Genomic DNA, 14,377 nt, shown 5'->3' on the forward strand with positions numbered 1-14,377 from the left:
GGGAAATTGATTCCGAAAATGATTTGAATGGAGTGAGCCAATGTTGGAACAGATGATTGATCAGGGCGCCGGTCGCGAACCCGCAGACATCGTGTTGAAAGGTGGCCGCTTCTTCGATCTCGTAACTGGTGAACTGGTTGAAAGCGATATTGCAATCTGCGGTGATCGCATTGTTGGTACGTTCGGTACATATCAGGGCAAGCAGGAAATCGATATCAGCGGGCGTATTGTCGTTCCGGGGTTTATCGATACGCATCTCCATATTGAATCATCACACATTACACCGCATGAGTTTGATCGTTGCGTGCTCCCGCAGGGTGTTACAACTGTCGTTTGCGATCCGCATGAGATCGCCAATGTGCTGGGCGCCGAAGGTTTAAAATATTTCCTTGATAGCTCGCTTGAGACGATCATGGATATTCGTGTGCAACTTTCGAGCTGCGTACCAGCTACGCATATGGAGACATCGGGCGCGGAGCTTCTGATCGACGATCTTTTGCCGTTTGCCGATCATCCAAAGGTAATTGGCCTCGCTGAGTTTATGAATTTCCCCGGCGTTCTTTCGAAAGACCCTGCATGCATGGCGAAGCTCAAAGCCTTTCAGGGACGTCATATCGATGGTCACGCACCTCTTCTGCGCGGGCTTGACCTGAATGGCTATATTTCAGCGGGTATTCGTACAGAGCATGAAGCGACAAGTGCCGAAGAAGCATTAGAGAAAATGCGTAAAGGCATGCATGTGCTCGTGCGTGAGGGATCGGTCTCGAAAGACCTGCATGCGCTAATGCCGATCATCACTGAACGACATTCGCAATTCTTGTCATTATGCACCGATGATCGCAATCCGCTCGATATCGCAGATCAGGGCCATCTTGATTATCTGATCCGCACAGCCATTGCTGGAGGCGTTGAGCCGCTAGCGATTTATCGCGCGGCAAGTGTTTCGGCAGCGCGCGCGTTTGGGATGCATGATCGTGGCCTAGTGGCGCCGGGGCAGCGCGCCGATCTCGTGATCGTTGATAGTCTTGAAGGCTGTCATGCAGAAATCGTGCTTTCTGCGGGCAGGGTGGTTTCGGAAGAGTTGTTCGCAACCCGCAAAACGGTTGCCGCAGTTGGTCGTAACAGCGTTAAGGCGCAAAGGGTCAGTGCAACGAATTTCCGGTCGCAATCTAACAGCGGCAAGACCCGTGCCATCGGTATTATTCCCGGCAAGATCATCACCGAAAGCTTAGAATTCGATCTTAAAGTTGGTCCGCATGGCGTTGAACCCGATCTTGAACGCGATGTCGTGAAAATTGCAGTCGTCGAGCGCCACGGCAAAAATGGCAATATCGCAACGGGCTTTGTGCATGGTTTTGGCCTGAAAGCCGGAGCTATTGCGTCAACCGTCAGTCACGATAGCCATAACATCTGCGTGGTCGGCGTTTCCGACGAAGATATTGCTGTTGCTGCAAATCGTCTTGGTGAAATCGAGGGCGGATTTGTTGTTGTGCGCGATGGGAAAGTTCTTGCCGAAATGCCTTTGCCAATAGCCGGATTGATGAGTGCTGAGCCATATGAAACAGTACGCGAACAATTGCGCACGCTGCGTCATGCAGCGGAAGAACTCGGATCCGTGCTGGAAGAGCCGTTTCTTCAATTGGCTTTCATTGCTTTGCCGGTTATTCCGCATCTGAAGATCACAGATCGTGGTTTGGTCGATGTCGATAAGTTTGAATTTGTTGGCAACTGAGTGGACTGACTTCACCGTCATAATTGCATTAATCTAATTTGCTAACGCATTGGCAGAAATTGGGTTTTTGATATGCAGTTTTTGAATACTTTCGACTTTTTCCCGTTTCTCGATACGGCAGTGAGTTACACTGCCGCTTTCATTTTTGGTACATTGATCGGAGCTGAGCGTCAGTATCGTCAGCGAACGGCGGGCTTGCGAACCAATGCGCTGGTCGCACTTGGCGCTGCTGCTTTTGTTGATCTGGCAGCGCGTCTTGCAGGCAACGCGGAAGCTTTACGGGTTATCGCCTATGTGGTTTCGGGCGTCGGGTTCCTCGGTGCCGGTGTCATCATGAAAGAGGGCATGAATGTTCGCGGCCTTAACACGGCTGCGACGCTCTGGTGTTCCGCAGCCGTTGGCGCATGTGCTGGCACTGATATGCTGGCCGAAGCAGCTCTTTTGACGGTCTTTGTTCTGCTGGGAAATACGCTGCTTCGCCCGCTGGTCAATCTCATCAATCGCATACCGGTCGATCAACAGGCACTTGAGCAAACTTATGAAGTTCGCGTTATCGCTTCTCACAAAGCGATGGAAGAAATGCGCGAGCTGCTCGTTGAGAAGCTGGAAGAGGCGAAATATCCGGTTGGCGATGTGGAGATTTCTGATCGCAATGCTGAGACGGTCGAAATTCTCGCGACCCTTGTGAGTACGTCGATTGACCCGGAAGAAATTGATGCTGTTACGCAGTTCATGGAAAGGCATCCGGGCGTATTTTATGCCGGTTGGGAAGGCAGTTCGAAAGACTGATTAGCGATCAATCCGTGTCGATAGAATGATCGAAGACATGGTGCGTTCGACGCCTTCGAGCGCACCGATTTTGTCGAGAACAATATCCAATTCCTGAATCGACGGCGCTTCAACCACCACAATCATGTCGAAATGACCGCTGACAGAATGCAATGTACGCACAGCCATGATGCCGCGCAGTGCCGTTTCCACCTTTGGTGCAAACTTCGGTAGCGCCGTTACAAGCACATGCGCGCGCACCAGATCGCGCTCAAATTCTGGAGCGATTCGAACGGTATAGCCTTCAATTACGCCCCGCTTTTCCAGCTTTTCCAGCCTGCTTTGTACGGTCGTGCGTGACACACTGAGCTTCCGTGCGAGGTCGGCAGTGGATGCACGTGCGTTTTCACGTAGCAGTGCGATAAGGGCAAGGTCGGCATTTGTCGTCATAATGCATATTAAGTACGTCATATTGCACAAACAAACAACGTGAAATCGTCAGTTTATACGCTTCTTTTCGCCGAAAAATATGAGATTCTTTGTCTATCGAAATTGCATTACCCAAACAGACCTATAGGGGAATAAACATGAAAGAGATCGTTGTTGTAGGCGCGGGCAAAATTGGCGCGACCATTGCCGATCTTCTGGCTTCGACTGGTGATTATGCTGTAACGGTTATCGATCGTTCGCAGGCACAGCTTGATGCGCTGGACACTGGTGCAGAAGTTAAGACGAAGGCGCTCGACATTGCAGACGCCAAGGCGCTTGAAGCTGTTCTGGCCGGTAAGTTCGCAGTTCTCAGCGCGGCTCCATTCCAGCTCACCACGCTGATCGCAGAAGCTGCAGCCAAGACTGGCGTGCATTACCTTGATCTGACCGAAGACGTTGCAAGCACCAAGCGCGTCATGGAACTGGCGAAGGATGCAAACACTGCATTCATTCCACAGTGCGGTCTGGCTCCAGGCTTTATTTCGATCGTTGCTTACGATCTCGCAAAGCGCTTTGACACACTGGAAAACGTCCGTATGCGCGTTGGCGCTCTGCCAGAATTCCCATCGAATGCTCTTAACTACAATCTCACATGGAGCACCGACGGCCTGATCAACGAATATATCGAACCATGTGAAGCTATCGTCAACGGCCAGCTGACCAAGGTTCCGGCTCTTGAAGAGCGCGAAGAGTTCTCGCTCGACGGCGTAACCTACGAGGCTTTCAACACTTCGGGTGGTCTAGGCACGCTTTGTGATACGCTTGAAGGCAAGGTCCGCACGCTTAACTACCGCACGATCCGTTACCCAGGTCACGTAGCGCTTATGAAGGCGCTGCTGAACGATCTTGGCCTGCGTCATCGTCGTGAAGTGCTCAAGGACATTTTTGAGAATGCTCTGCCAAGCACATTGCAGGACGTTATCGTGATCTTCGTTACTGTTTCGGGAATGAAGAACGGCCGTCTGGTTCAGGAAACCTATGCGAACAAGGTTTACGCCAATCAGGTTGGCAAGATCGTTCGCTCTGGCATCCAGATCACAACTGCTTCGGCAATCTGTGCTGTGCTCGATATGCTTGCTAAGGGTGAAATTGCGCAGAAGGGCTTTGTTCGTCAGGAAGACATCACGCTTGATGCATTCCTCGCAAACCGCTTCGGCAAAGCCTATGCTCAGGAAGATCACGCAACGCGTCTTGTTGCCTGAAAGCACCGTTAAGGCCATATCAAGACCCGTTGCGTTTTACACGCAGCGGGTCATTTTGCGTTTGAATATGACCAAAGTTGCAATTGAATTTGTTCGGCTTTGCGGGCAATCCGGACTGAGAAATCAAATGGCCCGAAACTAAAAGTGGAATAGGGAAGCGATGTTTAAAACAATTTTGCTGGCCGGTCTGGCCTCCGTTGTTCTAGCCATGCCTGTGCAGGCAAAGGAATGGAAAGAAATTCGTATTGCCAGTGAGGGCGCCTATCCGCCTTTCAACTACATGTCGCCTGACGGCAAGCTGATTGGCTTTGACATCGATATTGCCAATGCGCTTTGCGAAGCAATGGAAGCCAAGTGTGAAATCGTCGCCAATGATTGGGACGGCATGATTCCGGGTCTTCAGGCCAACAAGTTCGATGCCGTTATTGCCTCGATGGCGATTACGCCAGAGCGCGAAAAGCAGGTTGCTTTCTCCGAACGCTATTACACAACGCCACTGGCCGTTGTGGTTCCGAAAGACACCGACATTACCTCGCTTGAACCGTCAGCATTTGACGGCAAGACAGTCGGGGCTCAGGCTGGCACGACACAGGGCAATTATGCCGATGATGTCTATGGCAAGGCCGGCGCGGATGTGAAGCTTTACCCAACTGCCGACGAAGCCAATGCCGATCTTGAGAACGGCCGTGTCGATGCGATTGCGGCTGATAAGTTTTTGGCTGCAGATTGGTTGAAAAAGCAGGGCGCTGATTGCTGCAAGTTCCTTGGCGATATTCCGGGCTCGGAAACCAAGATTTCGGTCGCTCTGCGTCAAGGCGACGATGATCTGCGTGAACAGTTCAATGCGGCGATTAAAAAGATCCGTGACAACGGTACTTACGAGACGATCCGGCAGAAATATTTCGACTTCGATATTTATTGATAGAATTTATGAGCGTCGCCAAATGTTTAACTTGAAACTGGCGGCGCTCAGTGCTTCATTCGATCCATAATATTGTGGGCGGGAAACCTGCAAAACAGAACCATAACAACGGTCAAGGGGAATATTATGTTGAAATCTATCCTGTTCGCAGGCTTTGCTTCCATTATAGCCGCACTTCCAGCGCAGGCTAAGGAATGGAAGGAGATCAAGATTGCAACGGAAGGTGCTTATCCGCCATTCAACTTCGTTGCAGCTGATGGAACATTGCAAGGGCTGGACGTTGAGATTGCCAATGCGCTTTGCAAGGCGATGGATGCGAAATGCACGATTGTCGCTAATGACTGGGACGGCATGATTCCGGGCCTCCAGACCAACAAGTTTGATGCTGTTATTGCATCAATGAGTGTGACGGAAGAGCGCCAGAAGCAGGTTTCCTTCACCGACAAATATTATTCCACACCGCTTTCCGTGGCAGTTCCAAAAGATAGCACGATCACGTCGCTTGATGCAGAAGCTTTCAAGGGGAAGAGCATCGGCGCACAGGGATCGACCACGCAGGGCACTTATGCCGAAGACGTTTATGGCAAAGCTGGTGCGGACGTTAAACTCTATCCGACTGCTGATGAAGCCAATGCCGATCTTAAAAGCGGTCGCCTTGATGCAGTGATTTCGGATAAGTTTCCGATTTCTGACTGGATCAAGGCTGATGGCGCGGATTGCTGCAAGCTGATTGGGGATGTGCCCGGTACGCAGACAGACACGGCTATTGCGGTGCGTCAGGGTGACAATGATCTGCGCGAGCAGTTCAATGTGGCCATCAAGAAAATTCGCGACGACGGCACCTATGCAACGATCGTGAAGAAATATTTCGACTTTGATATTTATTGATCGAAGATAAGTGACTTGTAAAAGTTACGCTAGTTTGATGTATGAATGCGCGCACTGACAAACAGTCGGTGCGCGCTTTCATTTCATGCAATGGGTTGGGGATACCATGCTGCAACAAGATGTCATCGTTCTGGGCGCAGGTATCGTCGGTGTTTCGGCAGCACTTCATTTGCAAGCGCGAGGCCGTTCAGTCACGCTGATTGATCGTGGTGAGCCGGGACAAGGCACAAGCTTTGGAAATGCAGGGCTTATTGAGCGCTCCAGCGTTATTCCTTATTCGTTTCCGCAAGGATTTGGCACGCTGCTGCGTTATGGCATGAACCGCCGTTCCGATGTGCGCTACGATCCGTTTTATGTGTCACGCATTGCGCGCTGGCTGTTCCAATATTGGCGTGAATCATCAACAGAGCGCCTCAAGATAGCAACCGATGCGATGTTGCCACTGGTTGAAGCGAGCGTGCGTGAGCATGATGCGCTGATTACACAGGCGGGTTGTGAACGGCTCGTGCGCTCGCAAGGCTGGATCGAAGTTTTCCGCAGTGAGATTGCTTTTCAGGCGGCAGTTCAGCGTTTGCCGCAGTTGCAACGCTTTAATCTGGCCTATGATGTTCTTGATGCACCGGCGCTGAAACAGCGCGAAACAACGTTGGGTGATGTTGCAGGTGGTATCCATTGGCTTGATCCCAAAACCATCGTCAATCCGGGCGGTTTGGTTCAGGCCTATGCGGATTTGTTTCGATCAAATGGTGGCCGGTTTGTTCATGGCGATGCGGCAACACTTTCGGAAAGCACGAATGGGTGGCAAGTAACGACCGAGGAAGGTCCCACTTTTGCGCGTGAAGTGGTAGTAGCTCTTGGTCCGCAATCGGGCCTGATTTTCCAGAAATTTGGTTATGCAATTCCGCTTGGTATTAAGCGTGGTCATCATATGCATTTTGAGATGCAGGACGGCGAGCGGCTTGGTCATACCGTGGTTGATGAAGAGGCGGGCTATGTGCTTGCGCCTATGGTGCAGGGCGTTCGTCTTTCGACAGGCATCGAATTTGCTTCGCCTGATGCTCCGGCTAATTTCATTCAACTCAAACGTGCTGAGAAGGTTGCGCGCCGCCTTCTGCCGCAGCTCGGTGCGCCTGTCGAAACAAAGCCGTGGCTTGGCTTGCGGCCATGTCTGCCAGATATGCGTCCGGTGATTGGTCCTGCGCCGCGCCATAAGGGTCTCTGGTTTGATTTTGGACATGCGCATCATGGTTTGACGCTTGGTCCGGCAACTGGGCGTCTTTTGGCTGAGATGATGACAGGCGAGAAAACATTTACTGATCCAGCGCCTTATTCAGCAAATCGGTTTCTATAATCATCTTCAATTTTTAAGGAGCGGTCTTGTCAGGTGTGACAAAGCGGGGTTATCAATTGTCCCCCATCACATCCGCGCTCTGCGGGCAAATCGATCCGGAAAAATCTCGTGAAAATGAAACCTTTGGGCCGCACAGGCCTTAATGTTACTGATATCTGCCTCGGCACCATGACTTGGGGCGTTCAGAATACTGAAAACGACGCGCATGAGCAGCTTGATTTTGCTGTCGATGCGGGTGTCAATTTTATCGATACTGCTGAAGGCTATGCCATTCCGATGAGCCCGGAAAGCTACGGCAAGACGGAAAACTACATCGGTAGCTGGTTCAAAAAGTCAGGCAAACGTGATCGCGTTATCCTTGCCAGCAAAATTGCAGGTGGTGGCCGGCAGGAATGGATTCGCGGCGGCGCGAAGCCGAGCCGTGCCAGTGTCGCTGAAGCCGTTAATGACAGCCTGAAGCGTTTGCAGACTGACTATATCGACCTTTATCAGATCCATTGGCCATCCCGCCCGCATTATCACTTTGGTCAGGGCTGGGATTTCAATCCATCCAATGTTGATCCGAAAGCCGAACGTGAACAAATCCATGATGTTCTGCTTGGTCTTGAAGATGCGGTGCGTGCAGGCAAAATCCGTCACGTTGGCCTTTCCAACGAAACGGCTTGGGGCACGATGCAGTGGCTCAAGATTGCTGAACAACATAATCTGCCGCGTATGGCATCGATCCAGAATGAGTATGGTCTTTTGCAGCGTGAATTTGATCACGACATGGCAGAAGTATCGCTTTTCGAAGATGTTGGTTTGCTTGCGTATTCCACGCTTGCAGCAGGTGTGCTGACTGGCAAGTACCTTGACGGAAAAGTCCCTGAAGGTTCACGCGCATCTGTGATGGATGGCGGCATGTGGCGGGATAACTCTTATTCTGAGCCGGCAATCCGCGCTTATATCGATGTTGCTAAAAAGCATGGTCTTGATATTGCACAGATGGCAATTGCCTTCTCTGTATCACGGCCATTTATGGCGTCCGTGATTATTGGCGCAACATCTGTTGAGCAGCTCAAGATTGACATTGCTTCGAGTGAACTAACACTTTCAGATGACGTTCTGGCAGACATCGAAAAAGTCTATCGCTCTTACCCGCGCCCTCTTTGATGATTAAGAGCCAGCCGCATATTATATGTGCGGCTGGCTTAGCCTTTTAGATAAACCTCGTGTTTGACATGCCATTGATCGATTGGCGTATCACTAGAGGAGCTTACGATTACAAGCCGGTCGAACCGAAGCTTTCGACCGGACAGCTCTTTTTTAAGCCGATCGATTTCCATTTGTTTGAGGGTTGTTTCCTCAACGCCATAAGCCAGCGAGACATGCGGCATAAAGCTCTGCAAGCTGGCTTCGCTGGAGATTTCAAGAGAATCCTGCTTCAGGCGCATTAGTGCATGTGCTTTTTCAAGTGCAGCATAGAGAGAGCGAAAATAAGCGTCGCTTCCCGTGACGTCTTCGATCAGTAGTTCAAGCGGTTTGCGGGTTATTGCGAGACTCAACACTTGTGGCAGAAGGTCTTCTGCTGACCGCTTCATATCTGGCACCAGCGTTGCATGCGGCTCAAATATCGGCGAATTAAAGCGTCCACCCAAATCACTGACGATGCTATCAAGAAAAATAAGATCGTCATGAGCAGGCCGCAGCCAGATAGAATGATCGGACATTCAGAACTTGCTTCCGTTCGTTGGGTTCTCAGTTTTTAGTGGGCGAACGCTTCCACGCAAAATTAAGGGCGTGTCGATCATCACCATCTGCGGTGGTGCATTGGGCGCGCTTTGCCGCTCATCGAGCATTCGGATAATTTCCGCGGAGAGACGCTCGGCATTCTGATCAAATGTTGTGAGGCGGTAAGCACCCCAGCGCGCTTCGGTGACATTATCAAAGCCGATGACGGACAGATCGTCAGGTATCGAGAGATTGAAGACATCGCGCGCGCAATCGATCAGCCCAAAAGCCATCAGATCATTGACGCAGAACACCGCTTCAACACGATCCCGCTCGCTCAGCAAAAGAGAAGCAGCAGCAAAGCCGCCATCATAGTCCGTGAGTTCGCCACGTTGTACGCTGACATCAAGGCCAAAGCTTTTGGCCCGCGCTATATAGGCCTCTTCGCGTTCCAATAGATTGGGACTGCGCACATTCGACGTCACAAGTCCCAGCCGTTTCATGCCGCGAGCGGCAAAAACATCGACCGCTGTTTCGGCTGCCTGTTTATTGTTGATGCGAATGTGGTCTGGACCGTCTTCGTTACGTCCGACGACGATCAGAGTTTGCCCGTTGCGCTGTGCCAGTTCAACGAAGGAAGATGAAGGCATACCAGAGAGAACGACAGTTGCTTCGGCTCGATAGCGCAGCAAAGTCTGGTGTGCAGCAGAGAGGTTTTCACCATGTTGTCCGGTCGGGATAAGAACGGGAACGCTACCACGTGCCGTTAAACGGCGAGACAGAGCAGCGATCTGCCGCGAGCGGAAGGGGCTTGCTGGATCTGCTGCGATCATGCCGACAATGCGGCTACGGTTGGCAAGCAATCCCCGTGCAAGGTCGTTGACCTGATAGCCGAGCTTTTCCGCTGCTTTCAGCACTTTTTCGCGAGTATTGGGCGAAACGCTTGCGCCGGGAGTGAACGTGCGCGAAACCGCCGAGCGAGATACGCCAGCCTCTACAGCAACTTCGTGCGCACTGATAAAGCGCGGTTGGTTTTCGGGAAGCTCTTCCTGAAAACGATCTTTGTCGGCCATAATTATCGACCCACTTTCGAGAGGACGTCTGCACGCAAGAAGCGCTCGACAACAAACATGAACACAATGGACGGCACCAGCAGGATCAATGCACTGATCGACGCGATCTGATAGTTGCCACCTGAGCTTGCTGTATAGAGCATCAGCGGCAATGTTGTAATGTCAGGTGCGCCCACAAAATAGGTGCCGGTAAATTCATCCAGTGATTCAAGGAACACAAAGATTGCGCTTGCAAGCAGGCCCGGTGCTGCGATTGGCAATGTGATGTGGATGAAGGTCTTAATGGCAGAAGCGCCCATAGAGCGTGCGGCCTCTTCCAGTTCGCGATCAATCGCGGAGAAAGCGGCTGTTGCGATCCACACTGCATAGACCAGACCATGTGTTACATGCACCAAAACAACGCCCGTAATCGTGCCGTTCAAACGTAGTGAATAGAACATCTGCGCGATATTGACGTAGATTGGGAGGTTCGGAAATGCCTGCGGGATAAGCAGGATAAGCAACACCAGCCCACGAAATGGCAGTTTCAGGCGTGCCAGTGCATAGCCAGCAGGAATGGCAAGGCCGAGCGAAACAACCACCGTCAGGCTTGCGATGATAACGCTTGTGGCAAGCGAAGACAGCGCGTTTCCACGCGGTGAAAATACATTCGCCCAGAAAGAAAAACCATATTGAATGGGCAGCGTATGCGGGAAATACCAGCGTTCAGCCACAGCCCAGAGAAGAAGGTTCGCCAGTGGTCCAAAGATTGCAAACGCCAGCAAACCAAGCACGATGCCGCGCGGTATCCAGCGCCAGTCAAAGATGTTGCTCATTAGCCATGCTCCTTCATGGTTTGGCGCAGATAAACCCATGCAACCAGACTGGTCATCAGGAGCGAGATCGTGCCAAGCGCATTGGCAACGCCGTAATCGCCATAGGCATTGATGCGGAACGCCATATTTGCGGTGATCATGGTTGGCGATTGGGCATTTATCATCAGCGGCACAGAAAGCACTGACATCATTGTGACGAAGCTCAGTATCAGACCAACAAGCAACGTCGGACGTACTTGTGGAAGCACGATTTCAATGAGGATGCGCAGCCGCCCAGCACCAAGATTGCGTGCTGATTCAATCGTGCTGCGATCAATCGATGCCATTGCGCCAGCAAGCAATAACGTAACGAACGGGGTCTGTTTCCAGACAAACGCAATGACAATGCCGCGCCAGTCGAGAAAGCTCATCGCTTGAAGGGGTGTGAGAACACCGCTCTCGATCAAAAGGCTATTCATAAGGCCGTTTTTTGCAAGAAAAGTGCGCAATATCTGGCCAACAACAATGAAAGGAATGAACAGCGGCCAACGATAAAGCCAGCGAAGCACAGTGACTGCGCGCTGATTAGACCCGAGTGTCAGATAGCCACCGATCGCGATTGCGAACAGCGCAATGAGTGCTGAGGAAAGTGTGACGATTACAAGCGTGAATAGCATGTCGCTGGAATAAAGCTCGAAAGCTTTGGTGAAATTGCCGAAGCCCCAATCTTCGCCAACGTGAAATGCACCAGTTATCGCGCCAAACAGCGGCACGATGAACAGAAACAACACGATTGCCAGTGCGGGTGCGACCAGCAGAAAACCCGTCATTCTCTGCGACATAGATATTCCTTAATTCAGGTGAGGGGACCGGGTGCGCGCTGACGCACCCGGCTTAATCCTATGTTAGTTGCCGACCTGACGCTCGTAAGCTTCCAGGATCGCCTTGTTGTATGGAGCGATAGGGAAAGGCTTGCCGTAGTTGGCTAGTTCTTCTGGTGAAATATCGGTGAAGAGCTTGTTCCACGTATCAGCATTGAGTTCTGCCTTGACGTGGTCGGCATCGATGCCCGGATACCAGTTGAAGCGTTCTACGATGCCTTCAGCCTGAACTTTTGGGCTGGTTGCAAGCGCTACAAACTTCTCAGCGAGTTCCTTATTGGCGCTCTTTTCAGGAATGACATAATGCATCGGCTGGCCAGGCATGCCCGGCGAAGGCAGAATGAGCTTCATTTCTGGTGGGAGCTGGCCGTTAGCCTTCCAAGAATAGAACATATCAACCCAGACCGGGCCCATGGCGATTTCGCCACGGCTTAGCATGTCGAGTGTTCCAGCATTGCCCGGCGTCAAAGTTGCATTGGTGGTGAAATCCTTGAGCGAGGCGAAAGCCTTGTCCCAACTCTTCGCTTCACCTTCTTCAAACGGGCCTTTCATCAGCTTTTCGGAATCGCCGCCGTAAGCATAGATCCAGCCCATAACGAAGCTCACACCTGATGCGCCGCCCTTGATGCCGTTATAGCCGAACTGCTTCGGATTTTCCTTGGCCCACGTGACCAGCTCGTCATAGCTCTTTGGCGGGTTGGCAACGAGAGCCGGGTTGTAGGCAAGTGCCGTCTGGCTGTTGAACATTGGCATAACATAGCCGTCAACATTGGTGCCGAGCGCCATTTTGGCATTGTCTCGGGTTACCAGCTTGCCGCTGTCGATCTTGCCACGATAGTTTTCAAGAAACTTCTTTTCGACCATTGGGCCAGCGAATTTCTCATGAACGACTGCAACGTCAGCGTCCCACTTATCTACGCCAGCTTTGGACTGTGCTTCGAAGCGTTCGAGAATCTTCTGTGAACCAGCATCGCCCGGACCTGTGCCGACAACACGAACCGTTGTGCCCGGATTTTCTTTTTCGAACAATGGACCGAGATATTCGTTTACATAATCGACCATGTTTTGATCGCCAGCGGTTAGAACGGTCAGTTCTTGCGCTGCCGCTGGTGACGCCGTGAGGCCAAGAATGAGAGCTGTTTTAAGGATCGTTTTCATCGAATAAATCCTGCATTTTATCCGCTTAGCGGAAGGTTTCGCCGGTTAAATGTTGTGTATCAGTTGATGCGTGATCGGGAATTTTTGAGCGGTTGCGGGCGTTTTACGGCCCGCAATTCTGTGTTGATCTGGTATGACAGCTACGAATGGCTTGTATTCAAATGCACAGGTGTGCATCAAAATATGAGGCCATTTTTATCGGTCAGATCACTTGTCGAACAGGAAAAGTGACTGCTCTGGAATGCGTATTTCAACCTGAGATCCGGGCTGGTGGCTTTCGTGCGTATCGACCAAGAGATGTTTGCCGCCGACATTCACCATGTGACGCCAAAGACCGCCGGGATAGCTGGTTTGATCGACTGTTCCTGTCAGAATGAGTTCAGGTGTCGTGCCAGAATTGGGTGATCCAGGATTGGTCAGTTTGGCAGCTTCGCTACGAAAGCGGGCAGTGGCGATACCGTCTGAAAGATTGCGACGACCGGCTGGTATCGTGCTTGCTTTGTTGTGCGGTCCGGCTGCAATTTCAATTCGATCAGCCGTGACGCTTATTGGCAATTCAACGTTGTTTTCAGCACCCATAAATGCCGCAACAAAATCAGATGCTGGATGATTATAGACTTCTTCAGGTGCTCCCGCCTGAGCAACTTCACCATTGTTGAGGATCACGATGCGATCAGCCATGACCATGGCTTCTTCTCGGTCATGGGTCACATGCACAGCAGTGATACCCAAGCGGCGCTGCAACGCACTGATTTCGTGACGAACGGACAAGCGAATGCGTGCATCAAGATTGGATAGCGGTTCATCCAGCAGCAATATATCCGGTTCAATTGCAAGCGCACGTCCAAGGGCGACGCGCTGGCGCTGGCCACCGGACAGGGCGGTTGGCTTACGATCAAGCAGTGCATCAAGCCCTAGAAGGCGAGCAACTTCCTGAGTTTTGCTGCGGATTGTATCTTTCGCTGTGCCGCGAATGCGCAGTCCGTATCCGATGTTTTGCGCGACTGTCATATGTGGCCAGAGCGCATAGGACTGGAACACCAAGGCCATGCCGCGCTTATCAGGTGGCAGGCGAGTGACATCTTTACCGCCGACGCGGATTGCGCCTTCGCTTGGTGTATTAAAGCCGGCAATTGCACGCAGCAAAGTGGTCTTGCCACAGCCCGATGATCCGAGCAGTGCGACGAACTCACCCTTCTTGACCGAAAGGTCTACACCTTTAAGAATCTCATTGTTGCCATAGCGAACGCGCGCATCCGCTACCTCCAAAAACGCAGGCATTTGCGTATCCTCCCCAGGATCGACGGCCGGTTTTATTTTTTCTGCACAGCCGTGCAATTGGGATTGAAGCATTTTTATTTTACCTCGACAAGCAACAATTTTAATGCGCTGAAAATTCGGGAGCAGTT

The 14,377-nt window shown here is 51.5% G+C and carries 14 protein-coding genes; 7 read left to right on the forward strand and 7 right to left on the reverse strand.

The window, feature by feature from the left end; genetic code table 11:
- The first annotated feature begins 40 nt into the window (after positions 1-40).
- A complete protein-coding gene (gene ade / locus WH356_RS16610; RefSeq protein WP_421565970.1) occupies positions 41-1,732 on the forward strand; it encodes an adenine deaminase in 1,692 nt (563 codons plus the stop codon).
- A 72-nt stretch (positions 1,733-1,804) separates the two neighbouring features.
- Positions 1,805-2,521, forward strand: coding sequence for an MgtC/SapB family protein (locus tag WH356_RS16615; protein WP_339512756.1), 717 nt, complete (start codon positions 1,805-1,807; stop codon positions 2,519-2,521).
- On the opposite strand, the gene WH356_RS16620 is transcribed toward WH356_RS16615, so the two are convergent.
- A complete protein-coding gene (locus WH356_RS16620) occupies positions 2,522-2,950 on the reverse strand; it encodes an Lrp/AsnC family transcriptional regulator (protein ID WP_339512758.1) in 429 nt (142 codons plus the stop codon).
- Positions 2,951-3,051: 101 nt separating this feature from the next.
- Between WH356_RS16620 and WH356_RS16625 the strand changes: the two genes are divergently transcribed.
- The 5 genes from WH356_RS16625 (at position 3,052) to WH356_RS16645 (ending at position 8,504) form a co-directional block, all read left to right on the forward strand.
- Positions 3,052-4,191 carry a saccharopine dehydrogenase family protein gene (locus WH356_RS16625; protein ID WP_339512870.1) on the forward strand — a complete coding sequence of 380 codons (1,140 nt, stop codon included), beginning with the start codon at positions 3,052-3,054 and terminating at the stop codon, positions 4,189-4,191.
- A 160-nt stretch (positions 4,192-4,351) separates the two neighbouring features.
- Positions 4,352-5,113 (forward strand): ABC transporter substrate-binding protein, encoded by a 762-nt coding sequence (locus WH356_RS16630; RefSeq protein ID WP_339512760.1) that lies wholly within the window; start codon positions 4,352-4,354, stop codon positions 5,111-5,113.
- Between the two features lie 126 nt (positions 5,114-5,239).
- Positions 5,240-6,001: an ABC transporter substrate-binding protein gene (locus tag WH356_RS16635; protein WP_339512762.1), complete on the forward strand. Its 762-nt coding sequence runs from the start codon at positions 5,240-5,242 to the stop codon at positions 5,999-6,001.
- Between the two features lie 106 nt (positions 6,002-6,107).
- The gene (locus WH356_RS16640) at positions 6,108-7,352 is read left to right on the forward strand and encodes an NAD(P)/FAD-dependent oxidoreductase (protein WP_339512763.1); all 1,245 of its coding nucleotides are present in this window, start codon (positions 6,108-6,110) and stop codon (positions 7,350-7,352) included.
- Positions 7,353-7,466: 114 nt separating this feature from the next.
- Positions 7,467-8,504, forward strand: a complete 1,038-nt coding sequence (locus WH356_RS16645; RefSeq protein WP_339512872.1) for an aldo/keto reductase — start codon at positions 7,467-7,469, stop codon at positions 8,502-8,504.
- 38 nt (positions 8,505-8,542) lie between these two features.
- Here the strand turns inward: WH356_RS16645 and WH356_RS16650 are convergent, their stop codons facing one another.
- The 6 genes from WH356_RS16650 to WH356_RS16675 all read right to left on the reverse strand — a co-directional run bounded on the left by WH356_RS16650 (position 8,543) and on the right by WH356_RS16675 (position 14,249).
- Entirely contained in the window at positions 8,543-9,061 is a 519-nt protein-coding gene (locus tag WH356_RS16650; protein ID WP_339512764.1) for a haloacid dehalogenase, read from the reverse strand.
- Complete coding sequence (locus tag WH356_RS16655) at positions 9,062-10,135, reverse strand: LacI family DNA-binding transcriptional regulator (RefSeq protein WP_339512765.1); 1,074 nt, start codon at positions 10,133-10,135, stop codon at positions 9,062-9,064.
- Between the two features lie 2 nt (positions 10,136-10,137).
- Entirely contained in the window at positions 10,138-10,950 is an 813-nt protein-coding gene (locus WH356_RS16660; protein WP_339512766.1) for an ABC transporter permease, read from the reverse strand.
- Entirely contained in the window at positions 10,950-11,771 is an 822-nt protein-coding gene (locus WH356_RS16665) for an ABC transporter permease (protein WP_339512767.1), read from the reverse strand. Before WH356_RS16665 ends, WH356_RS16660 begins: the two co-directional genes overlap by 1 nt.
- 63 nt (positions 11,772-11,834) lie before the next feature.
- Entirely contained in the window at positions 11,835-12,968 is a 1,134-nt protein-coding gene (locus tag WH356_RS16670) for an ABC transporter substrate-binding protein (RefSeq protein WP_339512769.1), read from the reverse strand.
- Positions 12,969-13,175: 207 nt separating this feature from the next.
- Positions 13,176-14,249 (reverse strand): ABC transporter ATP-binding protein, encoded by a 1,074-nt coding sequence (locus WH356_RS16675; protein WP_339512771.1) that lies wholly within the window; start codon positions 14,247-14,249, stop codon positions 13,176-13,178.
- Between the last annotated feature and the right edge of the window lie 128 nt (positions 14,250-14,377).

It is taken from the genome of Ochrobactrum sp. MYb379 (genome assembly GCF_037479515.1).
GTDB lineage: Bacteria > Pseudomonadota > Alphaproteobacteria > Rhizobiales > Rhizobiaceae > Brucella.

Bases quoted from the DNA above. Each gene is read 5' to 3' on its own strand.
- ade (WP_421565970.1), top strand. From the start codon at position 41: ATGTTGGAACAGATGATTGATCAGGGCGCCGGTCGCGAACCCGCAGAC.
- WH356_RS16615 (WP_339512756.1), top strand. From the start codon at position 1,805: ATGCAGTTTTTGAATACTTTCGACTTTTTCCCGTTTCTCGATACGGCA.
- WH356_RS16620 (WP_339512758.1), bottom strand. From the start codon at position 2,950: ATGACGACAAATGCCGACCTTGCCCTTATCGCACTGCTACGTGAAAAC.
- WH356_RS16630 (WP_339512760.1), top strand. From the start codon at position 4,352: ATGTTTAAAACAATTTTGCTGGCCGGTCTGGCCTCCGTTGTTCTAGCC.
- WH356_RS16635 (WP_339512762.1), top strand. From the start codon at position 5,240: ATGTTGAAATCTATCCTGTTCGCAGGCTTTGCTTCCATTATAGCCGCA.
- WH356_RS16640 (WP_339512763.1), top strand. From the start codon at position 6,108: ATGCTGCAACAAGATGTCATCGTTCTGGGCGCAGGTATCGTCGGTGTT.
- WH356_RS16645 (WP_339512872.1), top strand. From the start codon at position 7,467: ATGAAACCTTTGGGCCGCACAGGCCTTAATGTTACTGATATCTGCCTC.
- WH356_RS16650 (WP_339512764.1), bottom strand. From the start codon at position 9,061: ATGTCCGATCATTCTATCTGGCTGCGGCCTGCTCATGACGATCTTATT.
- WH356_RS16655 (WP_339512765.1), bottom strand. From the start codon at position 10,135: ATGGCCGACAAAGATCGTTTTCAGGAAGAGCTTCCCGAAAACCAACCG.
- WH356_RS16660 (WP_339512766.1), bottom strand. From the start codon at position 10,950: ATGAGCAACATCTTTGACTGGCGCTGGATACCGCGCGGCATCGTGCTT.
- WH356_RS16665 (WP_339512767.1), bottom strand. From the start codon at position 11,771: ATGTCGCAGAGAATGACGGGTTTTCTGCTGGTCGCACCCGCACTGGCA.
- WH356_RS16670 (WP_339512769.1), bottom strand. From the start codon at position 12,968: ATGAAAACGATCCTTAAAACAGCTCTCATTCTTGGCCTCACGGCGTCA.
- WH356_RS16675 (WP_339512771.1), bottom strand. From the start codon at position 14,249: ATGCCTGCGTTTTTGGAGGTAGCGGATGCGCGCGTTCGCTATGGCAAC.